Source organism: Sphingobium sp. SG1 (assembly GCF_057063145.1).
This window is the reverse complement of the sequence record NZ_JBVVOJ010000003.1, coordinates 219,112-243,722: the sequence shown is the minus strand read 5'-3', so window position 1 is coordinate 243,722 and position 24,611 is coordinate 219,112. Positions and strand designations below refer to the sequence as shown.

The 24,611-nt window shown below is 65.0% G+C and carries 26 protein-coding genes and 2 tRNA genes; 9 read left to right on the top strand and 19 right to left on the bottom strand.

What is annotated here, in order from left to right; genetic code table 11:
* Positions 1-39 precede the first annotated feature (39 nt).
* Complete coding sequence (locus tag AC0KVN_RS09110) at positions 40-567, top strand: GNAT family N-acetyltransferase (protein WP_435566731.1); 528 nt, start codon at positions 40-42, stop codon at positions 565-567.
* 36 nt (positions 568-603) lie between these two features.
* Here AC0KVN_RS09110 and AC0KVN_RS09105 read toward each other — a convergent pair whose 3' ends face one another.
* From AC0KVN_RS09105 to rplU, 3 genes are all read right to left on the bottom strand, one after another.
* Positions 604-1,179 (bottom strand): GNAT family N-acetyltransferase, encoded by a 576-nt coding sequence (locus AC0KVN_RS09105; protein ID WP_483656079.1) that lies wholly within the window; start codon positions 1,177-1,179, stop codon positions 604-606.
* A gap of 285 nt (positions 1,180-1,464) precedes the next feature.
* On the bottom strand, positions 1,465-1,734 hold the full coding sequence (rpmA, locus tag AC0KVN_RS09100) for a 50S ribosomal protein L27 (protein WP_004207902.1): 270 nt from the start codon (positions 1,732-1,734) through the stop codon (positions 1,465-1,467).
* A 27-nt stretch (positions 1,735-1,761) separates the two neighbouring features.
* Positions 1,762-2,058 carry a 50S ribosomal protein L21 gene (gene rplU / locus AC0KVN_RS09095; RefSeq protein ID WP_004207901.1) on the bottom strand — a complete coding sequence of 99 codons (297 nt, stop codon included), beginning with the start codon at positions 2,056-2,058 and terminating at the stop codon, positions 1,762-1,764.
* A 190-nt stretch (positions 2,059-2,248) separates the two neighbouring features.
* Here rplU and AC0KVN_RS09090 point away from each other — a divergent pair, with 190 nt between their 5' ends.
* The 3 genes from AC0KVN_RS09090 to ybaL all read left to right on the top strand — a co-directional run bounded on the left by AC0KVN_RS09090 (position 2,249) and on the right by ybaL (position 4,513).
* The gene (locus tag AC0KVN_RS09090) at positions 2,249-2,632 is read left to right on the top strand and encodes a hypothetical protein (RefSeq protein WP_313228833.1); all 384 of its coding nucleotides are present in this window, start codon (positions 2,249-2,251) and stop codon (positions 2,630-2,632) included.
* A gap of 53 nt (positions 2,633-2,685) precedes the next feature.
* Positions 2,686-2,814, top strand: a complete 129-nt coding sequence (locus tag AC0KVN_RS09085; protein WP_257211493.1) for a hypothetical protein — start codon at positions 2,686-2,688, stop codon at positions 2,812-2,814.
* Between the two features lie 64 nt (positions 2,815-2,878).
* Positions 2,879-4,513: a YbaL family putative K(+) efflux transporter gene (ybaL, locus tag AC0KVN_RS09080; protein ID WP_435566728.1), complete on the top strand. Its 1,635-nt coding sequence runs from the start codon at positions 2,879-2,881 to the stop codon at positions 4,511-4,513.
* 73 nt (positions 4,514-4,586) lie between these two features.
* Here the strand turns inward: ybaL and AC0KVN_RS09075 are convergent, their stop codons facing one another.
* The 7 genes from AC0KVN_RS09075 to AC0KVN_RS09045 form a co-directional block, all read right to left on the bottom strand.
* Entirely contained in the window at positions 4,587-6,323 is a 1,737-nt protein-coding gene (locus AC0KVN_RS09075) for a DEAD/DEAH box helicase (RefSeq protein ID WP_004207897.1), read from the bottom strand.
* Positions 6,324-6,639: 316 nt separating this feature from the next.
* Complete coding sequence (gene rplA / locus AC0KVN_RS09070) at positions 6,640-7,338, bottom strand: 50S ribosomal protein L1 (protein WP_004207896.1); 699 nt, start codon at positions 7,336-7,338, stop codon at positions 6,640-6,642.
* A gap of 4 nt (positions 7,339-7,342) precedes the next feature.
* On the bottom strand, positions 7,343-7,774 hold the full coding sequence (gene rplK / locus AC0KVN_RS09065; protein WP_004207895.1) for a 50S ribosomal protein L11: 432 nt from the start codon (positions 7,772-7,774) through the stop codon (positions 7,343-7,345).
* A 270-nt stretch (positions 7,775-8,044) separates the two neighbouring features.
* Positions 8,045-8,581 carry a transcription termination/antitermination protein NusG gene (gene nusG, locus AC0KVN_RS09060; RefSeq protein ID WP_004207894.1) on the bottom strand — a complete coding sequence of 179 codons (537 nt, stop codon included), beginning with the start codon at positions 8,579-8,581 and terminating at the stop codon, positions 8,045-8,047.
* A gap of 36 nt (positions 8,582-8,617) precedes the next feature.
* Positions 8,618-8,821, bottom strand: a complete 204-nt coding sequence (secE, locus tag AC0KVN_RS09055) for a preprotein translocase subunit SecE (RefSeq protein ID WP_004207893.1) — start codon at positions 8,819-8,821, stop codon at positions 8,618-8,620.
* 173 nt (positions 8,822-8,994) lie between these two features.
* A tRNA-Trp gene (locus AC0KVN_RS09050) sits at positions 8,995-9,070 on the bottom strand.
* Positions 9,071-9,133: 63 nt separating this feature from the next.
* Positions 9,134-10,039, bottom strand: coding sequence for a YihY/virulence factor BrkB family protein (locus AC0KVN_RS09045; RefSeq protein WP_435566727.1), 906 nt, complete (start codon positions 10,037-10,039; stop codon positions 9,134-9,136).
* Between the two features lie 159 nt (positions 10,040-10,198).
* Between AC0KVN_RS09045 and AC0KVN_RS09040 the strand changes: the two genes are divergently transcribed.
* Entirely contained in the window at positions 10,199-11,347 is a 1,149-nt protein-coding gene (locus AC0KVN_RS09040) for a GGDEF domain-containing protein (RefSeq protein WP_435566726.1), read from the top strand.
* On the opposite strand, the gene AC0KVN_RS09035 is transcribed toward AC0KVN_RS09040, so the two are convergent.
* The 6 genes from AC0KVN_RS09035 to AC0KVN_RS09010 all read right to left on the bottom strand — a co-directional run bounded on the left by AC0KVN_RS09035 (position 11,344) and on the right by AC0KVN_RS09010 (position 18,093).
* Entirely contained in the window at positions 11,344-12,567 is a 1,224-nt protein-coding gene (locus AC0KVN_RS09035; protein WP_435566725.1) for a dihydroorotase, read from the bottom strand. The genes AC0KVN_RS09040 and AC0KVN_RS09035 overlap by 4 nt on opposite strands.
* Positions 12,564-13,559 carry an aspartate carbamoyltransferase catalytic subunit gene (locus AC0KVN_RS09030; protein WP_279729753.1) on the bottom strand — a complete coding sequence of 332 codons (996 nt, stop codon included), beginning with the start codon at positions 13,557-13,559 and terminating at the stop codon, positions 12,564-12,566. Before AC0KVN_RS09030 ends, AC0KVN_RS09035 begins: the two co-directional genes overlap by 4 nt.
* Positions 13,560-13,613: 54 nt before the next feature.
* Positions 13,614-15,224: a phytoene desaturase family protein gene (locus tag AC0KVN_RS09025; RefSeq protein ID WP_435566724.1), complete on the bottom strand. Its 1,611-nt coding sequence runs from the start codon at positions 15,222-15,224 to the stop codon at positions 13,614-13,616.
* A 27-nt stretch (positions 15,225-15,251) separates the two neighbouring features.
* Positions 15,252-16,505 carry an aromatic ring-hydroxylating oxygenase subunit alpha gene (locus AC0KVN_RS09020; RefSeq protein WP_483656078.1) on the bottom strand — a complete coding sequence of 418 codons (1,254 nt, stop codon included), beginning with the start codon at positions 16,503-16,505 and terminating at the stop codon, positions 15,252-15,254.
* Positions 16,506-16,588: 83 nt separating this feature from the next.
* The gene (locus tag AC0KVN_RS09015; protein WP_125987611.1) at positions 16,589-17,104 is read right to left on the bottom strand and encodes a phosphoribosyltransferase; all 516 of its coding nucleotides are present in this window, start codon (positions 17,102-17,104) and stop codon (positions 16,589-16,591) included.
* The gene (locus AC0KVN_RS09010; RefSeq protein ID WP_026108894.1) at positions 17,101-18,093 is read right to left on the bottom strand and encodes a bile acid:sodium symporter family protein; all 993 of its coding nucleotides are present in this window, start codon (positions 18,091-18,093) and stop codon (positions 17,101-17,103) included. Before AC0KVN_RS09010 ends, AC0KVN_RS09015 begins: the two co-directional genes overlap by 4 nt.
* Positions 18,094-18,191: 98 nt before the next feature.
* On the opposite strand from AC0KVN_RS09010, the gene AC0KVN_RS09005 reads away from it, so the two are divergent.
* On the top strand, positions 18,192-18,950 hold the full coding sequence (locus AC0KVN_RS09005) for an enoyl-CoA hydratase-related protein (protein WP_435566722.1): 759 nt from the start codon (positions 18,192-18,194) through the stop codon (positions 18,948-18,950).
* Between the two features lie 24 nt (positions 18,951-18,974).
* Here AC0KVN_RS09005 and AC0KVN_RS09000 read toward each other — a convergent pair whose 3' ends face one another.
* Positions 18,975-19,877: a DMT family transporter gene (locus tag AC0KVN_RS09000; protein ID WP_435566721.1), complete on the bottom strand. Its 903-nt coding sequence runs from the start codon at positions 19,875-19,877 to the stop codon at positions 18,975-18,977.
* A gap of 27 nt (positions 19,878-19,904) precedes the next feature.
* Here AC0KVN_RS09000 and AC0KVN_RS08995 point away from each other — a divergent pair, with 27 nt between their 5' ends.
* Positions 19,905-20,471 (top strand): helix-turn-helix domain-containing protein, encoded by a 567-nt coding sequence (locus tag AC0KVN_RS08995; RefSeq protein ID WP_247594422.1) that lies wholly within the window; start codon positions 19,905-19,907, stop codon positions 20,469-20,471.
* A gap of 554 nt (positions 20,472-21,025) precedes the next feature.
* Here the strand turns inward: AC0KVN_RS08995 and AC0KVN_RS08990 are convergent.
* Both AC0KVN_RS08990 and AC0KVN_RS08985 read right to left on the bottom strand, forming a co-directional pair.
* A complete protein-coding gene (locus AC0KVN_RS08990; RefSeq protein ID WP_435566720.1) occupies positions 21,026-21,349 on the bottom strand; it encodes a hypothetical protein in 324 nt (107 codons plus the stop codon).
* A gap of 169 nt (positions 21,350-21,518) precedes the next feature.
* Positions 21,519-22,028: a MarR family winged helix-turn-helix transcriptional regulator gene (locus AC0KVN_RS08985; RefSeq protein ID WP_004207880.1), complete on the bottom strand. Its 510-nt coding sequence runs from the start codon at positions 22,026-22,028 to the stop codon at positions 21,519-21,521.
* A 162-nt stretch (positions 22,029-22,190) separates the two neighbouring features.
* Here AC0KVN_RS08985 and AC0KVN_RS08980 point away from each other — a divergent pair.
* Positions 22,191-22,265: transfer RNA gene (locus AC0KVN_RS08980), tRNA-Gln, on the top strand.
* Positions 22,266-22,379: 114 nt separating this feature from the next.
* Positions 22,380-24,386: a site-specific integrase gene (locus tag AC0KVN_RS08975; RefSeq protein WP_483656077.1), complete on the top strand. Its 2,007-nt coding sequence runs from the start codon at positions 22,380-22,382 to the stop codon at positions 24,384-24,386.
* Positions 24,387-24,611: the final 225 nt, after the last annotated feature.

Genomic DNA, 24,611 nt, shown 5'->3' with positions numbered 1-24,611 from the left:
CGCTTGACCGGTCCCTGCGCGACCGCCCATAGATTGGCGATGACCGATGCACCGATCCTCACCACCGACCGCCTGATCCTGCGCCCGCATCGGGTGGAGGATTATCCCGCCTGCCAGGCGCTATGGGCCGATCCGGACGTGGTGCGCTTCATCGGCGGCGCGGCGCTCGATGCGCAGGCGGTGTGGTTCCGCATCCTGCGCTATGCCGGCATGTGGGCGCTGCTCGGCTATGGCATGTGGGCGATCGAGGATCGCGCCAATGGCGAATTGCTGGGGGAGGCTGGCCTACTGAGCGCGGCGCGGGGCCTGGCTGAACTGGATGGCGTGCCGGAAGCGGGCTGGGTGCTGGGGCCGGCCGCCTGGGGGCGCGGCATCGCGACCGAGGCGATGGCGGCGATCTTTGCCTGGACCGATGCGCATCTGGCGGAGCAGTCGATCCGCTGCATCATCGCGCCCGACAATGGCGGGTCGATCAAGGTGGCGGAGAAACTGGGCTTTGCCGCGCTGGCCGAAGTCGATTTCCATGGCGCGCCGACCCGTGTCTTCGATCGGCTCCGTCAGGCGTGAGAGGCGGGCGCCTTGATCGGCGCCCGCGCACTTCAGTCAAGCGGCAAGCGCCGGCAACGCGTCGCCATATAGGTCCAGGGCAAAATCCACGCTCATGCGGGCGGCTTCGCCCTCGTCGAAGACCAGGCAGTCGGCCTCGGCCCCGCGGGCGGGGCTGTAGCGCCGCTCGATCGTGCCGTTGGCGCGGAAACCAATCTTGCGCAGGACATGGCCCGACGCGCGATTGTCGGCGAAATGGACCGCACGGACCGCGGGCAGATTATGCGCGCGGGCGATGCTCATGACGGCGCGGGCCGCCTCCGTGGCGAAGCCCAGGCCCCAATAGGGGCGGGCGATCCAGTAACCCAGTTCAGGCGTGCCATCCTCGGCCTCATGGATGCCGCAGCCGCCCACCAGACGCGGCGCGCCCCGGGTGCGCGTGAAGGCCAGCAGGCGCGGCATGCGCGAATCCTGCGGCAGTGCCAGGAAGGCTTCGGCATCGGCCAGGCCATAGGGGGCGGGTGCGCGGCTCAGATTGCGCAGGACCGCGTCATTGTCGATGGCCTGGGCCAGGGCGGGGGCATCTTCCATCCAGCCTGGCCGCAGCAGCAGGCGGGGGGTACGGGCGAACATTCACGTCTCTCCTCTTCGTGCGCGCCAATAGCTGCCAATCATGACGGCTTGACGACGGTCTTCTCTGGCTGAGCCCCGCCCGCACGACGCGCGAGAAGGCCAGTAGTTCCAGAGGTTTGAGGGAAATCGGGAGGAGTGCCCGGTGATGTTCGTCAGAACGGAAAAAGGGCGCTCCCTGTGAAAGGGGCGCCCTTTTTTCCCTCGATCCCGATCGGCGCACTTATGTGCATAACCGATCAGGCGGGACGTCCCTTTTGCGAAGGACGACCCGTCATCGATCGTCCGTTATTCGGCTGCCGCGGCTACCGCGTCGACCGATACATATTTGCGGCCGAGCTTGCCGTCGTGGAACACGACGCGACCTTCGCCCAGGGCGAAGAGGGTGTGATCCTTGCCCATGCCGACGTTACGGCCGGGATATACGCGGGTGCCGCGCTGGCGAATGATGATGTTGCCGCCGATCACTTCCTGACCGCCGAACTTCTTCACGCCAAGGCGCTTCGACTCAGAATCGCGACCGTTACGCGACGAACCGCCAGCTTTCTTATGTGCCATGACCTAAACTCCTTATCTAAGCTGCGCTCAGGCGATCGACACGATCTTGAGGATCGTGTGATTCTGGCGGTGGCCGTTCTTGCGGCGATAGTTGTGACGACGACGCTTCTTGAAGACGATGACCTTCTCGCCCTTCGCCTGCGCAATGATTTCGGCTGCGACGGTCAGCTTGGCTGCGTCCTTCAGGTCGCCGCCTTCGCCGGCCAGCAGGACGTCGTCCAGCGTAACCTTGTCGCCGGCTTCGCCAGCGAGCTTTTCAACGACGATCTTATCTCCGGCGGCGACGCGATACTGCTTGCCGCCCGTGCGCACGATAGCGAACATGGCTTGGTCTCTTCTCGTTCAAATCTGCTTTACGCAGATCGTCGAGGACAAAAAGCCTGTTCGACCCGCGCGGGAATGTGGCCCGGTAGTGGAATGACTCGATTCTGTCAACCGCCATGGGCCCAGCTTGTGGGCTGGTTTTTGGCTCTTAGTCTTCCTACATCGGTGATGGAAGGGAATATAAGCGCCGATGAGCAGATTACATCCCCAGGATGCGACCGGCAAGGGCAGGCTGCCCTTCATCGCATCGCTGTGGGCTGCGATTCTGGTTGCGCTGCTCTGCGCGATCGCGCCGGACGGTCCGCCTTCCAGCAAGCTCAATGGTTCCGCCTTCAGTTCCGCCACGACCGGCGTGGTGCTCAAGGCGCGCTCGCTGCCTGCGCCGCATCTGGCACGTGCGCCCCGCCCTGATGGGGATGGGGTCGCCTTGCCCTGGCTGCTGGCGGCGGCGCTGGCCCTCATGCTCTCCTGGCGCCTTCTGACGCCCGACGCCCCCCTCCCGCTGCTGGCAGGCCGCTACAGCCATCTTCGCGCGCGGAGTCGCCGCGCCCGCGCCCCGCCCGCCTTCCTCTGACATTTTTCCCGCCCGCCATGGCGGGCGTCCGTCAGACAGAAGGAATTGAGATCATGCCCCGCAAAAGAAAGATGCGCGGTGGCCGGCGCAATCCGCCCGGCTGGTTCATGCCCGTCGTCATGGCAGGGCTCGGCGCCGCCGGCGCCCTGCTCTCGATCGCGATGCTCGGCATCGTCGAATAATAGACAATGTTCCGCGCCGGCGGCAGGATGAAGGCCTGCTGCCGGCGGACAGGGAAGGAATTTCATGCCCCACCACACGCCCCTTATCGGGACGATCGTTGCCGGCCTCGTCGTGGCCTTCATCATGGGTGCCATCGCCCATCGCCTGAAATTATCGCCGCTGGTCGGCTATCTGGTTGCCGGCATCATGGTCGGCCCCTTCACCCCCGGCTTCGTCGCCGACAGTGGCCTCGCCAATGAACTGGCGGAAATCGGCGTCATATTGCTGATGTTCGGCGTCGGCCTGCATTTCTCGCTCAAGGATTTGTTGTCGGTCAAAGCGATCGCCGTGCCCGGCGCAATCGTGCAGATCGCGGTCGCGACCCTGCTCGGCATGGGCCTTGGCTATCTGATGGGCTGGCCGCTGATGGGCGGGCTGGTCTTTGGCCTCGCTTTGTCGGTCGCCAGCACGGTCGTGCTGCTGCGTGCGTTGCAGGGGGCGGACCTAGTCGAAACCCGGCGCGGACGTATCGCGGTCGGCTGGCTGATCGTCGAGGATCTGGTGATGGTCCTTGCCCTCGTCCTCCTGCCGGCGCTGGCGGGGGTGATGAACAATGCCGATGCGGGCGGCGGGGCAAGCGCCCTGATCGCGCCGCTGGTCGGTACCTTGCTCAAGGTCGTCGGCTTCGTCGTGCTGATGCTGGTGGTGGGCCGTCGCCTCATCCCCTGGGCGCTGCACTGGGTGGTGCATAGCGGGTCGCGCGAGCTGTTCCGCCTCGCCGTGCTGGCCATTGCGCTGGGTGTCGCTTTCGGTGCCGCGATCGTGTTCGACGTGTCCTTTGCGCTGGGCGCCTTCTTTGCCGGCATGATCCTGGGCGAAACCCCGCTCAGCCGTCGCGCGACCGAGGAGACGCTGCCGCTGCGCGACGCCTTTGCGGTGCTGTTCTTCGTGTCGGTCGGCATGTTGTTCAATCCGGCGGTGGTGGTGGAACAGCCGCTGCCGCTGCTGGCGACCGTGCTCATCATCGTGGTGGGCAAGTCGATCGCCGCCTGGGGCATCGTCCGTGCCTTTGGCCATCCCAATGTCACGGCGCTGACGATTGCCGCCAGCTTGGCGCAGATCGGCGAATTTTCCTTCATCCTGGCGTCGCTGGGGGCGGGGCTGGGCGTGTTGCCGGCTGAGGCGCGCGATCTGATCCTTGCCGGTGCGATCGTGTCGATCTTCATCAATCCGATCCTCTTCTCGCTGATCGTGCGCGATCACAAGAAGGAGGAAGATGAGACGCAGGCCGACACCGCGACCGATCAGCCGCGCCTCGGTCATGTCATCCTGGTCGGCTATGGCCGGGTCGGCAAGCTGATCGCCAAGCGCCTGACCGAGCGCCATGTCCAGTTCGTGGTGATCGAGGGCGACCCCGAACGGGTCGAGGAGGCGGAAGAGGCCGGACTGTCGGTGGTGCGCGGCAATGCGCTGGAGGACCGGCATCTGCTGGCGGCGGGCATATGCGAGGCGCGCTATCTGCTGATCGCCGTGCCCGAAGGGTTCGAGGGCGGCGCGATCAACGAGCATGCCCGCCATCTCAACCCCAATTTGCAGGTGATCGCCCGCGCCCATAGCGATGCCGAGGTCGCGCATCTCGAAGCGCTGGGCGTGCGCCATGTCGTCATGGGCGAACGCGAACTGGCCGGGCGCATGCTGCAGCTTTGCGGCGTCGGCTGAGGGACAAAGAAAAAGGGCGGTGAACGATGATCGATCGTTCACCGCCCTTTTTTAGGACGTCATGTCGCCGGCCTTAGCCGCGCGGCTTGCGCGGGCCGCCGGGGCGCTTGGGCCCGCCCTTGAAGGGGCGGGGCGCGTAACCGGCCGGACGCGGGCCACGGTCGTTCGAGCGGTTGCCCTGGCGGCGATTGTCGCGGGCCTGCTCGCGCGGGGCGCCGTCGATCATCTCGAACGCCACGTCGGCGCCCTCGTCATTGGCCTCGCCCGAGCGCTTGACGGCCGACATGAAGCGGCTGGCGATCGCGCGCGGGATTTCGAACATGGTTTCGTTGGTGGTGATACGGATCGCGCCGATGTCGCCGCGCGACACATGGCCGCGGCGGCAGATCAGCGGCAGGATCCAGCGCGGATCGGCATTCTGGCGACGGCCGATGTCCATGCGGAACCACTGGGTATCCTCGAAACCCGGACGCGGCCCTTCCTGGCGCGGCGGGGCTTCGCTGCGGTCCAGCAGTTCCTCGGGCGCGGGCAGCGAGGCGCGGGCGCTCTTCACCAGCATCGCGGCGATTTCCTTGGCCGACTTTTCCGCCAGCAACTCGGCGCCCAGTGCCCAGTCGGCCTCGTCCAGCTCGGCCTTTTCCATCAGGGTCGAGCGCAGGCGGGCATTATCCTGTTCCAGGATCGCTTCCTTGCTGGGCGGGGTGCCCCATTCGACCGGAATCTTGGCGCCGCGCAGCATCGATTCGACGCGGCGGCGACGCGGATAGGGGACGATCAGGACAGCGGTGCCCTTCTTGCCGGCGCGACCGGTGCGGCCCGAACGGTGCTGCATCGTCTCGGCGTCGCGCGGCAGTTCGACATGGACCACCAGCGTCAGGCTGGGCAGGTCGATGCCGCGTGCGGCGACGTCGGTGGCGACGCAGACGCGCGCGCGCTTGTCGCGCAGCGCCTGGAGCGCGTGGTTGCGCTCATTCTGGCTATGCTCGCCCGACAGCGCCACGGCGGCGAAGCCGCGCTCGGTCAGGCTGCTATGCAGGTGACGGACATTGTCGCGCGTGGCGCAGAACAGGATCGCGGTTTCGGCTTCATGATAGCGCAGCAGGTTGACCACTGCATTCTCGATGTCCGACGGGGCGACGGTGACGGCCTGATAGCTGATGTCGCCATGGCCGCGTTCTTCGCCCACGGTCGAGATGCGCAGCGCGTCCGACTGATAGCGCTTGGCCATCGCGACGATCGGCTTGGGCATGGTGGCCGAGAAGAGCAGGGTGCGGCGATCTTCCGGCGCGCTGTCAAGAATGCCTTCCAGATCCTCGCGGAAGCCCATGTCGAGCATTTCGTCCGCTTCGTCGAGGACGACAGTGCGCATTCCCGACAGGTCCAGCGCGCCGCGTTCCAGATGGTCGCGCAGGCGGCCGGGGGTGCCGACGACGATATGGGCGCCATGGCTGAGCGCGCGGCGTTCCTTGGCGGCGTCCATGCCGCCGACGCAGGTGGCGATGCGGGCGCGGGCGGCGCCATAGAGCCATTCCAGCTCGCGGCTGACCTGCAGCGCCAGTTCGCGCGTCGGCGCGATCACCAGCGCCAGCGGCAGGCCGGCGACGGGCAGCTTGTCGCCGCCGGTCAGCAGTTCGGCGGCCATGGCCAGGCCGAAGGCCACGGTCTTGCCCGAGCCGGTCTGTGCCGACACCAGCAGGTCGCGGCCCTGCGCTTCGTCCTGCGTCACTTCGGACTGGACCGGGGTCAGGCTCTCATAACCCTTGGTGGTCAGCGCCTGGGCGAGCATGGAGGGGAGATGTTCAAAAGACATTTTTTCGTTTTCCATCGGTAAAGCGACCCGCCATTCCCGACGGATACGTGAAGACCTGCCATGCTCCCGCCGTGGAGAGCCCAGGGGTAGGTCGCGTCCCTGGTTCCAAAATCCTCCCCTTGTCGGGGGAGGGGGACCGTCGACATCGCCGACGGTGGAGGGGTGTCCCCCTATGGCGCAGGCGGCGAATGCCCCTTTGCCCGGCCTTGTGGCCCTCGGGCCGCTTCTTGAACGAGCGGCTGGTCCTATAAAATAAGAAGGCCGCCTTCCCCCGCAAGGAGGGAAGGCGGCCCCTTTAATTCTTATCCCAACGGGATCAGATCGAGGCGACTTCGGCCACGTCGACCTTCACGCCCGGACCCATCGACGACGACAGGGCGATCTTGCGGACATACTTGCCCTTCGAGCCCGAGGGCTTCGCCTTGACGATCGCGTCGACGAACGCGTCGAAATTCTTGCGCAGGTCTTCAGCCGAGAAGCTCGACTTGCCGAGGCCAGCGTGGATGATGCCGGCCTTTTCGACGCGGAATTCGATCTGACCACCCTTGGCGGCCTTCACGGCTTCGGCGACGTTCGGCGTGACGGTGCCCAGCTTCGGGTTCGGCATCAGGCCCTTGGGGCCCAGAACCTTACCCAGGCGACCCACCAGACCCATCATGTCGGGGGTGGCGATGACACGCTGGAAGTCGATGTTGCCGGCCTGGATCGATTCGAGCAGGTCTTCGGCGCCTACGATGTCGGCACCGGCGTCGAGCGCCTGCTGAGCCTTGTCGTTGCGGGCGAACACGGCGACGCGAACGTCCTTGCCGGTGCCGGCGGGCAGGGTGACGACGCCACGGACCATCTGGTCGGCGTGACGCGGGTCAACGCCCAGGTTGATCGCGATTTCGACGCTTTCGTCGAACTTGGCGGTGGCGTGGGTCTTGATCAGGCCCAGCGCCTCGTCAACGCCGTGCAGCTTTTCGCGGTCGATCGCGGTCGCCAGGGCCTTTGCCTTCTTGGTCAGCTTTGCCATGGTCTTAGCCCTCCACCACTTCGAGGCCCATCGCGCGAGCGGAACCTTCGATGATCTTCGTTGCAGCGTCGATGTCGTTCGCGTTCAGGTCAGCCATCTTCGCCTGGGCGATTTCGGCGAGCTGGGCGCGGGTGATCTTGCCAGCGACGACCTTGCCCGGCTCCTTCGAACCCGACTTCAGGTTGACGGCCTTCTTGATCAGATAGGTGGCCGGCGGCTGCTTCGTCACGAAGGTGAACGAACGGTCCGCATAGACGGTGATGATGGTCGGCAGCGGGGTGCCCTTGTCCATCTTTTCCGTCGAGGCGTTGAACGCCTTGCAGAATTCCATGATGTTCACGCCGCGCTGACCCAGGGCAGGGCCGATCGGCGGCGAGGGGTTGGCGGCTCCGGCGGGCACCTGGAGCTTGATATAGCCCGTAATCTTCTTGGCCATTTTCACTCACTCTATAGCTGGCAGGCCTGCTGGGCAGATCTGCCGGTTCAAGTTTAGCGGTCTAGCGGCTCCCGCAAGGGAACCTCCCGCACATGTCCAGCCGCCCCGTGGGGAGGCATGGAAGCGCGGCCCTATAGCGACCTTCTTGTCCAAAGGGAAGGGGGAGTCTGTCATTCGGTCGATTCGGCCGAAAGCGCAGGGCTTCCCCAACAAAAAGGGCCGCCGGCTGAAAAGCGGGCGGCCCTTTTTGAACAGCCTTGCGGCGGCTGGTTACTTCGACAGTTCGACCTGTTCGAAGTCCAGTTCCACCGGGGTGGCGCGACCGAAGATCGACACCGACACCTTGACCCGGTTCTTTTCGAAATCCAGTTCCTCGACCACGCCGTTGAAGCTGGCAAAGGGGCCGTCCAGCACCTTGACGCTGTCGCCGATTTCGTAATCGACATTGACCTTGTGTTTCGGGGCGGCGGCGGCTTCCTTCTGGGCGCCGAAATAGCGGGCGGCTTCGCTCTCGCTGATCGCCTGGGGCTTGCCCGACGAACCCAGGAAACCGGTGACCTTGGGCGTGTTCTTGACGAGGTGATAGACGTCGTCGTTCATTGCCAGCTTGGCGAGGACATAGCCCGGCATGAACTTGCGTTCGACCTGGACCTTCTTGCCGCGCTTCACTTCGGTCACGGTTTCGGTCGGAACCTCGACCTGCTCGACCAGTTGCGACAGGCCCATGCGCTCGGCCTCGGTCAGGATCGATTCCTTGACCTTGTTCTCGAAGCCCGAATAGGCGTGGATGATGTACCAGCGCGCCATGTTACCGTCTTAAACTCCCTTTTGAACGCCGAGCGTTCAACGACCCGATGCGAGGCTCAGCAGCCACTGGACGATCGCACCGAAGAAGGTGTCGATACCGAAGAAGAAGATGCCCAGCAATGAGGTCATGATGACGACCATGATCGCGGTCATGATCGTTTCACGGCCGGTCGGCCAAACGATCTTCTTCGCTTCGGTCTGCACCTGATTGACGAATTCGCTCGGAGAAGTCTTCGCCATCGCGCTGTCAGCTCACCTTCAAAATCAATACCAAAGCGCGAAACGGCGGTCCGCCCTCCCGTTTCCCGCGATAAGTCGGTGTCGGGGGAGGCAGTCGCGCTTCGCGACCGATGCTTCGCTAAGCGCACTTAGCCGCGAACCCGTGATTGTTCAAGGTTCGCGGCTAGTTCGCTTGGCAGGAGTGGAGGGACTCGAACCCACGGCATTCGGTTTTGGAGACCGACGCTCTACCAACTGAGCTACACTCCTGCACTGGCCCGAGCCAGCGAAGGAGGGCGCTTTAGCGTGGCCTATCGGGGAGGGCAAGCGACTTTATGCAACTTCTTCAACAAGAATATGCGCGCTGGTCTGGCGCTCGGCTTCCGCGTTGATCTGGGCGCCCAGCAGCACGATATAGGCGGAGACGAACAGCCAGAGCTGCAGGATCACCACGGCCGCGAGCGAGCCATAGGTCTTGTTGTAATCGCCGAAGGTCGAGACGTAGAAGGAGACGCCCAGCGTCGCCACCAGCCAGAACAGCGTCGCGGCGATCGACCCCACGGTCAGCCATTGCCATTGCACCCGGCGGCGATGCGGGCCGAAGCGGTAGATCAGGCCGAAGATGCTGCTGGCGAGCAGGCCGGCGCAGATCCAGGTCGTCGCCTTGATCGTGAACAGCACGCCCGGTCCCCAGTTGGTCAGCAATTTCTGGAGCAGGCCGATGATCGTCGCGGTCACGACGCCGGCGACCACCACCAGCACGGCGGAAAAGGTGATTCCCATCGACACGCGATAAAAGGCGAAGATGTTGCGCCCCTCCTTCTGCGCATAGACGATGTTGAGTGCCTCCATGATCGCGGACGCGGCGCGGGTGGCGCCATAGACTGCGAGGCCCAGCGCCAGGAACAGGCCGAAGCCGATCGCCGGCTTGCGCGCGCTGACCATGCCCAGCAACTGGTCGTTGATCAGCTGGGCGGCATCGGCGGGCACGACGGTGATGATCGCCTGCATGTGGCGGGCCACGATCTGCGGGTCACCGACCAGGCCATAGGTCAGGACGACCGCGGCCAGCAGCGGGGCGATCGACAGGAAGGCGTAATAAGCGACGCCAGCGGACAGCAGGCCCAGATGATTGGCCGACATGGCGGCATAGACGCGCTTCAATATCTCCCACCAGGCACGCGGCGGGATTTTCCATGGCGCATCGACATGCACCTGCTGGGCGATCGTTTCGGTCATGATTGTCCCCTGCTGAACAGGGGTAGCGCCTGAACGGCGATAGGGTTCCCTGATTCGCCTCCCTCATGGTTTTCCCCGGTTAGGGTTTCCCGTTGTTGGAGGATTAACCTCCTTTCGCTACCAACGGCCGCTCGCAGCGAGGCGGCAGGGAGCGGACAAGTGGCGGAAAAGCGCTGGCAACAGCGGCTGAAGGGCTGGGACGGCCCGTTCACGGCACCGGTGCCGGACAGCGCGCGCGATGCGGTGCTGGATACCCAATATCGCCGTTTCCATCAGGCGCTGCCGCTTTTGTGCCTGCTGATCATGGCCAATACCGTCGCGATGGCGCTCGCGGTGATGGGCGATCTGCCCTTGTGGCAACAGGTGACGCCGCCTGCGCTGATCTTCCTGGCCTGCGCGGCATCCCTGCTGCGCTGGCGCGGCGTGCCGATCGCGACCGACGCCAGGGTGCAGGCGCGCAGCCTGAAGCGGGTCGCCCATGTCGCGACCGCGTCCGGGCTGGTGGCGGGACTGTGGGCGGTCAACGCCTTCACCGAAACCGAAATCTATTATTGCATGGTGGCGCCGGTGTTCATCGGCATCGGTGCGCTGGTTGCTGCGACGACCTTGCTCAGCGTGCCGCGCGCCGCGATCGGGGCGATGGGCGCGGCGGTGTTGCCGATCCTGGTGAAGATGGCGCTCTATGACAATCTGGGCGTGCGGGCGATGGCGGTGATGATGGCGATCGTCACGGTGATGCAGGCCAATCTGGTGCTGGGCAAGTTTCGCGAGACGGTAGCGATGCTGGTGTCGCAGCGAGACCTTGCACGGCTGGCCGGCACCGATGCGCTGACCGGGCTCGACAACCGGCTGAGCTTCATGCGCGCGATCGAAGAACGGGTGGAGCGGGGCGCGGCCTTCAGCGTGCTGCTCGCCGATCTCGACGGCTTCAAACAGTGCAACGATCAGCATGGCCATCAGGCAGGGGATGTCCTGCTGACATCATTGGGTGGTCGGTTGCGGGCCTTGATGCCGGACGCGGTGAGCATTGCGCGGCTGGGCGGCGACGAATTTGCGCTGCTCCATGACGCGGAAACCGATGTTGATGCCCTGCATCGGCGCATGCCCGGCATCCGGCAGGCGATCGCTGCGCCGGTAGGCTGGCAGGGGCGCAGCCTGTCGGTGGGCAGCAGTTTCGGCATCGCCACCTTCCCGCAGGACGGAACGGAGGCCGCCGCCGTCCTGCATGTCGCCGACACGCGGCTCTATGCGGACAAGCGACAGCGCAAGGGACGGCGATTTGTGGGGCCGCAACGCCAGATTGCTTAGAAGAACTGCCCGCCCTTCATGATGCGGCGCGCGCGGCCCTGCACCGGCACCTTGTCGAACGGCGTGTTGCCGGCCGAGGCCGCCATCTTCGCTGAATCGACGATCCATGGCGCGTCGGGATCGACCAGGATCAGGTCGGCGGCGCTGCCGGGCGCAAAGCTGCCGGCATTGACGCCCAATATCTTCGCCGGATTGGCGCTGAGCAGGGTCATCAGCCGGTTGAGGCTGACATGGCCCTCGCGCACCAGGTTGAGGGACAAGGCGAGCAGCGTTTCGGCGCCGGCCATGCCGGGCGACGCGTCAGCGAAGGGCAGGCGCTTGTCCTCGGGCCCGCGCGGGTCATGGCCCGATGTGATGACGTCGACGGTGCCGTCGGCGACGGCGGCGATGCTGGCATGACGGTCGGCATCGGATCGCAGCGGTGGCGACAGGCGCGCGAAGGTGCGGAAGTCGGTCATCGCCTGATCGTTGAGGAACAGATAGGCCGGGCTGATACCGCAACTGACCTTCAACCCCTCCGCCTTGGCGGCGCGGATCAGGTCGAAACCGGCCTTGGTCGTGACCAGGCGGAAATGGATGGCGGCGCCGGTCTCGCGGGCCAGCATGATGTCGCGCGCGATCGCCATCGCCTCGGCGCAGGCCGGGGCATGGGCTAGGCCCAGGCGCGTCGCGGTCTCGCCGCTGGTCGCCACCGCCTTGGCGGACAGGCCGCCATCCTCGGCATGGACGATGACGGTGAGGCCCAGGCCCGAAGCGTAGGAGAGGATGCGCAGCATCACGCCCGAATCGGCGATCCACTGGCGACCGGTGCCCACCGCCTTGGCGCCGGCGATCTGCATCAGGCCCATTTCGGCCATTTCCGTGCCCTTGAGGCCGCGGGTCGCGGCGGCGATCGGGTGGACCCAGAAATCGGGCTTGCCCGCGCGGGTCGCTTCGCGGATCAGGCCGACCTCGTCCAGCGGCGCGCGCTGGTCGGGCATCAGGGCGGCGCGGGTGATGCCGCCGAAGTGGAAGGCGGGCTTGTCGGTGGCGAAGACGCCCAGGTCGATCAGGCCCGGCGCGACCACCAGCCCGCCGGCATCGACCTGCTGCGCGTCGGCGGGAATGTCGACCGCGCCGGTGGCCAGGATGCGGTCACCCTCGATCAGGACGGTGCCGGGGGCAAGGGCATCGCCGGCCGGATCGGCCAGCTTGCCGTTGACGATTGCGATCCTGCTCATGCCCAGCCTTCCACACCACGCGCCTGGCGCGTCAAAACATCCAGGCACGCCATGCGCACCGCCACGCCCATCGCCACCTGTTCGGTGATCGCCGACCGATCGGGATCGTCCGCCACCGTGCTGGTGATCTCGACCCCCCGGTTCATCGGGCCGGGGTGCATGACGAGAGCGTCGGGCTTGGCGATCGCCAGCCGTTCGGGCGTCAGGCCGTAAAGCGCATGATATTCGCGCGCCGACGGGATGAAGGCGCCGTCCATCCGCTCATTCTGCAGGCGCAGCATCATGACGACATCGGCGCCATCCAGCCCGTCTTCCATCCGGCTATAGGGGGTGGCGCCCAGCATCTCGACCTCGGGCGGCAGCAGGGTGGGCGGGGCGACCGCACGCACCTGCGCGCCCAGTGCGGCGAGGCAGAGCATGTTGGATCGGGCGACGCGGCTGTGCAGCACATCGCCGCAGATGGCGACCACCAGCCCCTCGAACCCGCCCTTGCGGCGGCGGATGGTGAGCGCATCGAGCAGTGCCTGCGTGGGATGCTGGTGCCAGCCATCGCCCGCGTTCAGCACCGGGCAGTCGACCTTGTCCGCGATCAGCGCGACCGCGCCCGAACTCGCATGGCGGATGACGATGACGTCGGCGGCCATGGCATTGAGCGTCATGGCGGTGTCGATCAGGGTCTCGCCCTTCTTCACGCTCGATTGGCCGGCGTGCATGTTGACGACGTCGGCGCCCAGCCGCTTGCCGGCAATCTCGAACGACAGCAGGGTGCGGGTGCTGTTCTCGAAAAAGGCGTTGATCTGGGTCATGCCCGCCAGCCGGTCGTCATGCTTGCGCGCCTGGCCCTTGTTGGTGCGGGCCCAATGTTCGGCCTCGTCCAGCAGGAAACGGATTTCCCAGGGCTTGAGGTCGGCGATCGACAGCAGGTGCCGGTGCGGGAACAGCGCCCGGCCAGTCAGCTCGGGCGTTGCATCAGGAATGAAGATGTCGGGCATGAGCCGGGTCTTTAGGCCAGGCTTTCGGTTGGGGCAAGGCGGGGAAAGACCCGATCAGGCCCGGCCGCGCCATTTCCCCCACAGGGCGCGATCCTTCAGCACCTCACGCGCGGCATTATGGCCCGGCGCGCCGGTGACGCCGCCGCCCGGATGGGTGCCCGCGCCGCACATGTAGAGGCCCTTCACCGGCCCGCGATACGCGCCATGCCCCAACACAGGCCGCGCCGCCCACATCTGCTCCAGCGTCAGATTGCCATGCATGATGTCGCCGCCGATCAGGCCGAACTTGCGTTCCAGGTCGAGCGGCGAATGGATCTGGCGGGCGATCACGCTCTTTGCAAAACCGGGTGCATGGGCCTCGACCGTGGCGATGATATGGTCGGCCGCCGCCTCGCGTTCATCGTCCCAGCTTCGCCCGTCGGGCAGTTCGGGCGCGAATTGCTGGCAGAAGAGGCTGGCGACATGGCATCCCTCGGGCGCCAGGCTGTCGTCGATGGTCGAGGGGATCAGCATCTCGACGATCGGCGCCTTCGACCAGCCGTCGCGCTTTGCATCCAGATAGGCGCGGTCCATATAGTCGAGTGTTGGCGCGATGATGATGCCCGACTGGTGATGCTCGCCAATGCCGGGCAGGCAGGTGAAGTCGGGCAGGGCGGAGAGTGCGACATTCATGCGGAAGGTGCCCGATCCGGCCTTGAACGCCTTGATCCGTTTCAGGAAATCGGCGGGCAGGTCGGCCGGCCGCATCATCCGCTCGTAAAGCAGCTTGGGGCCGACATTGGCGATGATGCTGGCACCCATCACTTCCTCGCCGCTGGCCAGCTTCACGCCGACGGCGCGGTCGCCATCGACCAATATATGGTCAACCGGCGCTTCCAGGCTGATCTCGACGCCCATCGCCTGCACGACCTTCGCCATGGCCTGGGTGATCGTGCCCATGCCGCCGACGCTGTGACCCCAGGCGCCCTTCTTGCCGTTCACTTCGCCGAACACATGGTGCAGCAGCACATAGGCGCTGCCCGGCGTGTCGGGCGAGGCGAAATTGCCGACCACCGCGTCGAAGCCGAAGGCGGCCTTGACCGCCTCGCTCTCGAACCAGCTGTCGAGGAAGGTTCGGGCCGATTTGGTGAACAGGGCGAGCACGTCGCGCTGTTGCTCGATATCGAGCCCTGCGACGCGGCGGCCCTGTTTCAGCGCCTCGACCACCATGGTCAGGCCATCGCCGACATTGGGCGGGCTTTTGAGCACCAGGTCGCGCAGCACATCGGCCACCACTTCCAGCGCGTCATAATAGGCCGGCAGCGTGGCGGCATCGCGCGCGCTGAACCGGGCAAACTCGGCCTGGGTCCGCTCCAGCCCGCCGCCCAGCTTCAGATAGCCGCCATCGGGCTGGGGCAGGAAATTGCTGATCGGCCGCTCGATCACGCGATAGCCATGGTCCGCGAGCTTCATGTCGCGGATAACCTTGGGATTGAGCAGGCTGACGGTGTAGCTGGCGGTCGAGTTGCGGAAGCCGGGGTGAAATTCCTCGGTCACCGCCGCGCCGCCGACGACATCGCGGCGCTCAACCATGCGCACCGTGTAGCCGGCGCGGGCGAGGTAGAAGGCGCAGACAAGGCCATTATGGCCCGCGCCGATGATGACGGCGTCATAGGCTTTGGTCACAACATATCCCTCCCCGAAAAAGCGCCGTCATCCCTGCGTGGGCGGGGATCCATCTCCAGCCATCTCCCCATAGGTGAGGTCGGGGGATGGATTCCCGCCTGCGCGGGAATGACGAGAATCATGATAGTCGAAAGACCATCCCATTTTCGGCGCGCGATGCTGGCGCGCCTGCGGAATGATGGTGCGCATCCGCGCGCAGAAATGGCGCAGCGCGACTTCCTGGTCGCTCAGAGGGCCGACGGTGAAACTGTCCGACGCCATGCCGGCCTGCACGCGCGCCACAAGCTCTGTATCCTCGGCATTGACCTGGCGGTTGATGCGCCAGTTGAGATAGCGCGCCGCCTTCATCTCGCGGCGGTTGTCGGGCAGGGCGTAGCTGATCTCGCGGATCAGCGTCTGGGTCGGCGACACCGGCAGCCACTGCATGAAATCCACCTGGTCGGGATAGATGTCGAAGGCGAAATTGGGCCAGAGCTTGAAATAGGTCCATAGCCGCTGCCGATCGGGCGGAAGATGCGGGACGGCCGGCAGGAAATGCTGATAGGCGCGCTCGGACAGGTTGGCGGACGGACGGTCGAGGATCGGCCCCCACATCTTGTCGGTATAGGGGCTGGCTTCGACGCCATAGCCATCGCCCATCAACCGTTTGAGGCCGGGATGGGCGACCGCGATGTGCAGGCCGTCGGAATAATTGTCGCCGATATTCTTCCAGTTCACCGCGCGTGGGCGCAGCGTGACGCGGCCAAGTGCGCGCAGTTCGGAAAAGCGATAGGGCGCGATCTCGTCGATATAAGGCGCCATCATCTGCGCCACCGACGGTCCGCCATCATCCTCCAGCCGGACGAACAGGAAGCCGTGGAAATTCTCGATATCGACGGGGGAAAGTCCATGCCTGGACCGGTCGAGATTGCCATAGCTGCCCGCCATTGGCAGGCCCGTCAGGCAACCGTCCAGACCATAGGTCCAGGCATGGTAGGGACAGACCAGCTTTCTGGTGCGACCCGAGGGCCCGTCCACTAGGCGCGCGCCGCGGTGGCGGCACACGTTGGTAAAGGCGCGGGCTTCGCCGTCATCCCCGCGGATGACGATGATGCTCTCGCCAAGATAGTCCAGCACATGGAAATCGCCCGGTGCCGGCAGGTCGCTGTCATGGGCGACGATCTGCCAGCTCGGGCGGAAGATGCGACGGGCTTCGACGGCGAAAAATTCGGGATCGCTATAGGCCCATGCCGGCAGGCTATAGCCCGCGTCCGGATCCGATCCGCATCCCGTCTCGCCCATCTACCCCGCATGCCCCATTGCAGTTGTACGCTTGTATAACGAGCGGGCGGGGAATTTCCATTATATTTTTGTGACAGCTATTCTCAACTGGTCCGTTCGGGCACTTCGCCCCAGTCGGACAGAATCGACGCGCGGCTGGCGACCGCTTCCCAGGGGAAGACGAACCAGTCCTTGGTGACGACACGGTCGATCGTGGTCGCGCGATATTCGACCTTCGCGGCCGAGCTGACATTGTCGATCAGCACGGCAAAGCGCAGATGATCGGCCGGCGCGCCGGCCAGCGCCGCGCGCAACTGGTTGATCGTGCGGCCGCTGTCATTGATGTCGTCGACGAACAGCAGGCGCGATCCTTCGAGCGCCATCGCCACCAGCTTGTCGAGCAGTTCGTCGCAAAAGCCCACGACCTGGGCCGACAGGTCGACCGACAGCATCGGCTGGCTGATGGCGTGGGACAGATAGGTGGCCGGCACCAGCCCGCCGCGCCCGACACCGACAATATAGTCGGGCCGCCAGTCCGATTTGGCGATCGCGCCGGCCACGGCGTCGATGTGGGAGAGGAAGCTCTCCATCGGAATGTCGGTCAGGATCGGTTGGGTCATGATATGGTTGCCATCTGCGAATCGGCCCTATCGGCCGCCTGCGCCCCATAGCGCCGTGCCAGCAGGGCACAAGCCATCAGCTGAATCTGGTGGAACAGCATGACCGGCAGGATGATCGGCCCGACGGCCGCTGCGGGGAAGAGGACGCCGGCGATCGGCACGCCCGAGGCAAGGCTCTTCTTCGATCCGCAAAATTGCAGCACGATCGCATCTTCGCGGGAAAAGCCGAGCAGCCGGCCAAGCCCCCAGGTGAAGAGCAGCACGATCACGAGCATAGCGATACAGAGCAGCGCGAGCAGCGCCAGTTCCGCGCGCGAGACCCGGTGCCACAGCCCTTCGACCACCGCCGCGCTGAAGGCGGAATAGACCACCAGCAGGATCGAGGTGCGATCGACCCGGCCGACCAGCGTCTTGTGCCGCGACACGAAGCCGCCGATCCAGGGACGGGCAAGATGGCCCAGCACGAAGGGCAACAGCAATTGCAGCATGATCCCCTCGACCGAGGAAAGGGAGATGAGGTTGCTGCCGCCCCGCTGCATCAGCAATGCCACCAGCAGCGGCGTCAGCACGATGCCGAGCAGGTTGGAGAAGGAGGCGCTGACCACCGCCGCGGCGACATTGCCGCGCGCAATCGCGGTAAAGGCGATCGAGCTTTGCACCGTCGATGGCAGCAGCGCCAGGAACAGCAGGCCCGCGCGCATATTCTCCGGGATCGCGCCGATCTGTTGCAGCAGGATGCCGACCAGCGGGAAGAAGAGGAAGGTCGTGCCCAGAGTCGCGAGATGGAGTTGCCATGCCTTGGCGCCGCCCCAGATCGCCTCGCGCGACAATTTTGCCCCATGCAGGAAAAAAAGCAGCACGATGCCGGCATCCGCAACGATCGATGCGACATGGGCGCCCTGGCCGCGCGCGGGCAGGACCGACGCTAGGGCAACGGTGCAGAGCAGCAGGACGAGGAAGGGATCGAGGATCAGGCGCAGGCGAGTCATCATGATTCCGGGCATAGGGAAGGGGCTTGGAAAAGGATAGACGCCGCCCCATCCTCTGGGCCAACAGCCTTGGCACAGAGTATCGGGAGAGAATTTGCGTGAGCGACCATATCGCCATCATCGAGACGAACGGCGTGCTCGAAATCCATATCGACCGGCCCGACAAGAAGAATGCGCTGACCGGGCCGATGTACCGCGCGATGATTGCAGCGCTGGCCGATGCGTCGAGCCGGCCGGAGATTGGCGTGGTGCTGTTCGCGGGCCGGGGCGACGCCTTTTGCGCCGGCAATGACCTCAAGGACTTCATGGCCGGGCCGGAGGGCGGCGCTGCCGCCGTCGATTTCATCAGCGCGATTGCCGCCTTCGACAAGCCGGTCGTCGCGGCGGTGCAGGGGCTTGCCGTGGGCGTCGGCACGACGATGCTGTTCCATTGCGACCTGGTCTATGCCGCGCCTGACGCGCGCTTCGTCATGCCCTTCGTCAATCTGGGCATCGTGCCGGAGGCCGGCTCCAGCCTGCTCGCGCCCGCGATCATGGGCCATGCCAGGGCGGCGGCGATGCTGATGCTGGGCGAGCCGATGGATGCGGAAGGGGCCGATCGCGCCGGTTTCGTGACGGCGATCGTGACAGGGGAGGCGCTGCTCGACCATGCCCGCGCCAAGGCGGCGGCGCTGATGGCCAAGCCGCCCCAGGCGCTGATGGCGACGCGCCGGCTGATGAAGGGCGATCCCGCCGCCTTGCAGGCCCGGATCGCGGAGGAGGCGCGGCTGTTCCGCGAAGCGCTGGCCTCGCCCGAAGCGCAGGAGGCGTTCATGGCCTTTTTCGAAAAGCGCGCGCCGGTCTTCAAGCGGGCCTGATCGAAGCGCGGCCGGGGGAAGGGATCAATCCTTGCTCCGCCGCTCGAACTTCAATTCGCTCACGATCACGGCGGCGATGATCAGCAGCGCGCCGGCCAGCGCCGTGGCGGGCTGGCGGTCGCCCGCGATCCGGCCCAATATCCCGGCCCAGACCGGCTCGCCGGCATAGATCAGGGTCGCGCGGGTCGGCGATACGGTGCGCTGCGCCCAGTTCATCACGAACTGGATCAGCGCCGTCATCGCGCCCAGGCCACAGGCCGACAGGATCACCGTCCAGGAAAAGGGCGGGATCGCCTCACCCATCGGCGCCATCAGGCCGAAGGCGAGCAGCGACGTGACCGCCAGTTGCACCAGCGTGACGCGGGCAATGTCGACCTTGCCGGCCCACAGGCTGATGAAGATGATTTCCAGCGCGATCGCCAGGGTGCTGATGAGCGTCAGCGCCTCGCCCTTGCCCAGCGACAGCCCCTCGCGCGGGGCGGCGATCAGGATCAGGCCGGCAAAGGCCAGCGCGACGCCGACCCAACTGGTCCAGCGCGGCCGGCGCCGCAATATCGCCCATTGGAGGATCGGCACCAGCGGCACATAGGCGGCGGTGATGAAGGCGGATGTGCTGCTGGATATGGTCTGCAGCGCCCAGGTCTGGAGCGTGTAGCCGCAGAAGATGCCAAGGCCGATCATCGACCCGGCCAGCAGTTCGCGCGCCGTCAGGCCGCGCAACACCGGCCAGGCGAGCGGCAGCGCCAGCAGCGCCGCCGTGCCGAACCGCATCCCCACGAAGAAGAGCGGCCCGCTCTGCTGCATGGCATGATGCACGATCAGGAAGGTCGCGCCCCACAGCACGGTGATCCCGATCAGCGCGAGTTCGGGACGGCCGATCATCAGCCGGGGCGCAGAGCTCTTGTCGAGGGCGGCATTGTGCAACATAATGCACATCGCGTTATGAGCAATATATTGCACAGTCAAGTCGAAGTCCCGCGCCCGGACGTTCTTTCCCATGTCGCGGGCAATATCCGCCGCCTGCGCGCCGCCAAGGGGCTGAGCCAGGATGCGCTGGCCAGCGCGGCCGGAGTCAGCCGGCGCATGCTGGTGGGGATCGAGAGCGGCGAGGCCAATGTCAGCCTTTCGACGCTCGACCGGCTGGCGCAGGCGCTGGACGTCAGTTTCTCGCACGTCGTGCGCGCGCCCGACATGCCCGACAATAGCCGGATCGATACGCTGGCCTGGCAGGGCGAGGATGCGCATAGCCGCGCGACCCTGCTCGGCACCGTGCCGGCCGCGCGCGAGGCGGAGCTATGGACCTGGTCGCTGGCGCCGGGTGATCGCTACCCGGCCGAGGCGGACGCCGCCAACTGGCACGAGATGCTCTATGTGGTGGAAGGCGTGCTGACGGTCGAGATGGATGCCGGCACGCGCACGATCGCGGCGGGCGACTTCCTCATCTTCAGCAGCGACCGCCCCTATGTCTTCGTCAATCGCGGAACGGACCTGCTGCGCTTCGTGCGCAACGTGGTGTTCTAGGCAGCGCGGACGAATGCCGGGAGGGGGGGGCGGACTGGCCCTTGTCCCGTCATGCCAGCGAAGGCTGGCATCTCAGGCCGGCGCACGCGGCATAAACGGATAGCGCTAGACGGCTGGCCTCTTTCTGCTGCCGCCTGAGACCCCAGCCTTCGCTGGGGTGACGGAGTTGGGTGGGAACAAGACATAGCCCCTCCCTTCCAGGGAGGGGTTGGGGTGGGTGGCGAGCGTAGCGAACTTCTGCCCTATCGATCGTAGACCGCCGCTACGCGGCGCCCACCCCCGGCCCCTCCCTAGAAGGGAGGGGAGTAGGAAACGTCCGCTTCTGGTCGAATTTCGACAATCTCCACATCCGTCATCCTGACGAAAGTCAGGATTCATTCTGCACTACGCCAGATAGGGAGCGCTGAAGCGACCCCGGATCAAGCCGGGCCTGAACCTGTCGAAGGGGCCGGCATGACGAAGATGGAAATGGCAACGCCCAGTCGCGTCCAGGCCGCCCGGATATAGCCTCGCGGCCTGAGGCCGGGCCTCCCCATGGGGAGGCCCGGCACGTCTCAATGGCTGTCGTTGCGCAGATCCTTGCCGGCCCGCTCCAGCGAGGCGCCGACATCCTGCTTGGCTTCCTGGCCCTCGCGCTTGGCATCGTCGGCCGCCCGGTCGGTCGCGGCGCCGATCCGGTCCGCGCCATTGTCGATCGCGGCGCCCGCGCGGTCGAGGCCGTTGTCGATCTTCGCGCCGGCATCGTCGACGGCGTTGCTGACGTCATTGCCGATCGCGGAGCCGGCATTTTCCAGATTGTCCGACGCCTTTTCCGAGCAGGCGGACAGGCTCAGACCCAGGGCGGACAGGGCCGTGATGGCCAGAAGGGGTGCGCGCATGATGTCTCCTCATTGCGTTGGCAAGGCTTGGGCAGCGCCGCATCATATCTGACGCGGCGCTGCCAAATTCCTTGTTGTCGCATCGTTTCAAGCGGAAAACCGGTTCCCACTTTTCCGCACGACGCTCCTAAAAGCGCGGCAGCGGCCATAAGGTTGCGTCTTTTCGCGATCAGCCGCCGCTGAGGCCGAACACCATCGACCGGTCGGCATCGGGGATCAGGCCCTCCATCACCCGCCAGAAACCGGTGACGGACCCCTGTCCGGCCTGGGCATAGGCGGCCGCCATCTTCTCGCGCAGCGCGCGGAAAAGCTCGGCCTCCAGTGCGCGGCCGGCGGCGCTGAGGCGCAGCAGTTTCTGCCGCCGGTCGCTGCTGCCGGGCCGGGTCTCGATATAGCCGCGCTCGATCAGGTCATTGAGCACCCGGCCGAGCGATTGCTTGGTGATCGCCAGCAGGCGCAACAGATCCTTCACCGTCAGGTCAGGCTGGCGCGAGATGAAATAAAGGGCGCGGTGATGGGCGCGGCCCAGGCCCTGCGCTGCCAGCCCCTCGTCGATCGAGCGGGTGAGCGCGGAATAGCCGAAATAGAGCATCTCGATGCCGCGCCGGATTTCGTCCTCGCGCAGGAACAGCGGCGAGGCCGGTGCGATCTGGCTGGGCGAGGGGGCTTGGACGGACATCGGCGCGGGTTTCCGGCTGGAGGGGAGGGGGCGTGGCGTTGATCCCTAAGATGGGTTGGGCAGGAAGGAAAGGGAAAGGCGAAGTCCATCGTCAGGAGGGCTTTTCTTTCGTGCATCAGCCGCTATATGGCGGTCCCGCGCTGACTTGGATCGGCGCATTGCTGGGGCGTCGCCAAGCGGTAAGGCAGCGGCTTTTGATGCCGCCATGCGCAGGTTCGAATCCTGCCGCCCCAGCCAATCATCTATTTTGATGATTAGAAATGGCAAAAATCCGGGATTCTAGCCCATAGAATTCTTGGCTGGGCCGGCACTGTAGCAAGTCACTGTTGTAAGCGACTGTAGCAGGTGCCTGTGGTAATCGTTGCCAATGCCTTCCGCCGCGACGCCGTCTATTGGTGGCGCCGGACCATCTGTTTGCCGGATCGGCGAACGAATCCTATAAGATTATCGCTTAGCCTTCTGACCAAGGAGCTAAGCATCGCGCGCGGGCGGGCCGGCGCGATGACGGCTTATAGTGAGACGGTCAGGATGGGCCTCTATCAACGTATTGCCAGCGAAGGATTATCGCCGGCGCAACAGAAGAAGCTGTTTGCCGACGAAATGCGCCTTTACCGCGATGCGCTGGAACATGAGCAGGCGCGCTGGCAGGCCGATCCCAACCTGCGGGACGTTTCAGATCCGGCGCGCGACCTTCAGGCTTTCGAAGCACTCTGGCGGGCATTTTCCGCAACCGGCGTCATTGACCGGCCATCGACGCATTATGCGCGCACCCACTTCCTCGGCCTGGATGAGGATGAACAAAACAACCTGCGCCTGCTGTTGAATGACACGCCAAACTTCACGGCAAACTTCCAAGCGGAAGTGACGCAGGCGCTGGATCGGGTCGGTATCCCCATGACCCAAACCAACTTGCCCCTCGCGATGAAAATCATACTCGAGGCGCGCACGGCGGCTGCCCACGCATGCCGCGTGGGACTCGTGCCGGATGATTTCGAGGAACGGATGACGGAGCCACCGCCCATCCCGCTCACTTCGGCTTCCGTGTTGCCTTCAGTGATGCCTGAGGTCGTTCCGGATACCCCGCTGTTCGTGCCACAGCCGCAGGTTTTAGGTTCATTGTCGCCCGAAATGGTGCCAGAGCCGTGGCGCTCGATGACGCCGGTCGAGGTGGCGGAACGGTTCATTACCGAAACGCCGAAGATGTTCGAGCATCGCCAGAACGGAAAGCGAGCATCCGAACAGACCGGCGAGCAGACGCTGCGGCAGATCCGCTGGGCGGCGAAACTCCTTCAGTGCACCATGGCGGTAGGACAGCCGCTGTGGACCGTATCGACTGAGGACTTGAGAAAATTCGACGCTTGGCTCGATCGCCTGCCGGTCACCTTCGGCAAGTCGAGCAAAGACCGGGTTGGAAATATCGATCTTGAGAGCGTCGCTCAACGTGCACTGGAGCGGGTCGAGGAAGGGGACCTGCAACCGGATCAGATCGGACTTACCATCCCGACCGCGAACAAGCACTACCGCAAGATTGCGCAGGTACACGCCTTTCTGCGCAAGAAAATTTCGGGATTGCCCGCGCTCGACTTTGGCGAGTTCACCCAGCCGGATCGGAAGGATGAAAGAGAGGCAAGATTGCGATATACTCTGGAGCAAGGCCGGGATATTTTCTCGCTGCCGCCCTGGACCGGCTGCGTCGGAGAAAAGGACCGCTTGTCCGTGGGCCAGAGGGTTATTCACGACAGCCTTTATTTCGTGCTTTTGCTGGTCTGGTACACGGGCGCACGCCGCGAAGAGATATGCAAGCTGCGGATTGAGGACGTCGGCCACATTGATGGCATCTGTTTCCTTCGCATTGAGACGACCGATACGGGACGCGTCAAGAATAGCAGCGCAACTCGGTGCATCGCCGTGGCGGATGAGGTCATCCGGCTGGGCTTCGTCGCCTATGTCGAGGCGTTGAAAACGGCCGGCGAAACGCTGCTGTTTCCAGAACTGGCGCCGGCACCTGGAACCAAGCGGAAGCGCGGTGACGTCTTTTATAAGCTCTGGTGGATTTACATTCGGCCGATGGTTCCCTCGCTTGTCCGCGGGCAGGCCATGCATTCGGCCCGACACACCGTTTCCGACGAACTGAAGCAACAGGAGATATTTCTCGAATTCCGCAACGACCTGCTCGGCCATAAGGGACAGGGCGGTGAAGGCGTTACCCGTTATCCCTCGGCAACCCGACTTCGGACGGTGCTCTCGATCGTCAACCGTATCCCCATCGTTACGGATCATCTTCCCGGTGTTTCGACGATCACCCTATTGCCGAAGCATATGATGCAGCCTCGGCCCACCAGGAAAACGGGATATTGATCGCTGCGCCTCCTCGAATGTCTCGGTGCATCGGAATGGTGCATGGTCGTGGATGACAGGTTTTGGTCGACGGCGGAATCGGCAGCTAGGCGTCATTCTCTGCCACTTATTAGCTTGGACGCCGCTCCCAGAACCGAACACGCGCTGAAGGCCTCAAGCGACCGGGAAGAAGGACCGGGGTTGGGACTTTGCTGCCCTTCGCGAGCAATGGATCGAACGGCAGAT

What these genes read in the sequence shown, in the direction of transcription:
- AC0KVN_RS09090 (WP_313228833.1), top strand. Translation starts at nt 2,249, where the DNA reads ATGAGCAGATTACATCCCCAGGATGCGACCGGCAAGGGCAGGCTGCCC.
- AC0KVN_RS09085 (WP_257211493.1), top strand. Translation starts at nt 2,686, where the DNA reads ATGCCCCGCAAAAGAAAGATGCGCGGTGGCCGGCGCAATCCGCCCGGC.
- secE (WP_004207893.1), bottom strand. Translation starts at nt 8,821, where the DNA reads ATGGCGAAGACTTCTCCGAGCGAATTCGTCAATCAGGTGCAGACCGAA.
- AC0KVN_RS08990 (WP_435566720.1), bottom strand. Translation starts at nt 21,349, where the DNA reads ATGCGCGCACCCCTTCTGGCCATCACGGCCCTGTCCGCCCTGGGTCTG.
- AC0KVN_RS09015 (WP_125987611.1), bottom strand. Translation starts at nt 17,104, where the DNA reads ATGACCCAACCGATCCTGACCGACATTCCGATGGAGAGCTTCCTCTCC.
- AC0KVN_RS09030 (WP_279729753.1), bottom strand. Translation starts at nt 13,559, where the DNA reads ATGCCCGACATCTTCATTCCTGATGCAACGCCCGAGCTGACTGGCCGG.
- rplK (WP_004207895.1), bottom strand. Translation starts at nt 7,774, where the DNA reads ATGGCCAAGAAGATTACGGGCTATATCAAGCTCCAGGTGCCCGCCGGA.
- AC0KVN_RS09105 (WP_483656079.1), bottom strand. Translation starts at nt 1,179, where the DNA reads ATGTTCGCCCGTACCCCCCGCCTGCTGCTGCGGCCAGGCTGGATGGAA.
- AC0KVN_RS08985 (WP_004207880.1), bottom strand. Translation starts at nt 22,028, where the DNA reads ATGTCCGTCCAAGCCCCCTCGCCCAGCCAGATCGCACCGGCCTCGCCG.
- rplU (WP_004207901.1), bottom strand. Translation starts at nt 2,058, where the DNA reads ATGTTCGCTATCGTGCGCACGGGCGGCAAGCAGTATCGCGTCGCCGCC.
- AC0KVN_RS09110 (WP_435566731.1), top strand. Translation starts at nt 40, where the DNA reads ATGACCGATGCACCGATCCTCACCACCGACCGCCTGATCCTGCGCCCG.
- nusG (WP_004207894.1), bottom strand. Translation starts at nt 8,581, where the DNA reads ATGGCGCGCTGGTACATCATCCACGCCTATTCGGGCTTCGAGAACAAG.
- AC0KVN_RS09020 (WP_483656078.1), bottom strand. Translation starts at nt 16,505, where the DNA reads ATGGGCGAGACGGGATGCGGATCGGATCCGGACGCGGGCTATAGCCTG.
- AC0KVN_RS09075 (WP_004207897.1), bottom strand. Translation starts at nt 6,323, where the DNA reads ATGTCTTTTGAACATCTCCCCTCCATGCTCGCCCAGGCGCTGACCACC.
- rplA (WP_004207896.1), bottom strand. Translation starts at nt 7,338, where the DNA reads ATGGCAAAGCTGACCAAGAAGGCAAAGGCCCTGGCGACCGCGATCGAC.
- rpmA (WP_004207902.1), bottom strand. Translation starts at nt 1,734, where the DNA reads ATGGCACATAAGAAAGCTGGCGGTTCGTCGCGTAACGGTCGCGATTCT.
- AC0KVN_RS09010 (WP_026108894.1), bottom strand. Translation starts at nt 18,093, where the DNA reads ATGACTCGCCTGCGCCTGATCCTCGATCCCTTCCTCGTCCTGCTGCTC.
- AC0KVN_RS09035 (WP_435566725.1), bottom strand. Translation starts at nt 12,567, where the DNA reads ATGAGCAGGATCGCAATCGTCAACGGCAAGCTGGCCGATCCGGCCGGC.
- AC0KVN_RS09000 (WP_435566721.1), bottom strand. Translation starts at nt 19,877, where the DNA reads ATGTTGCACAATGCCGCCCTCGACAAGAGCTCTGCGCCCCGGCTGATG.
- ybaL (WP_435566728.1), top strand. Translation starts at nt 2,879, where the DNA reads ATGCCCCACCACACGCCCCTTATCGGGACGATCGTTGCCGGCCTCGTC.
- AC0KVN_RS09045 (WP_435566727.1), bottom strand. Translation starts at nt 10,039, where the DNA reads ATGACCGAAACGATCGCCCAGCAGGTGCATGTCGATGCGCCATGGAAA.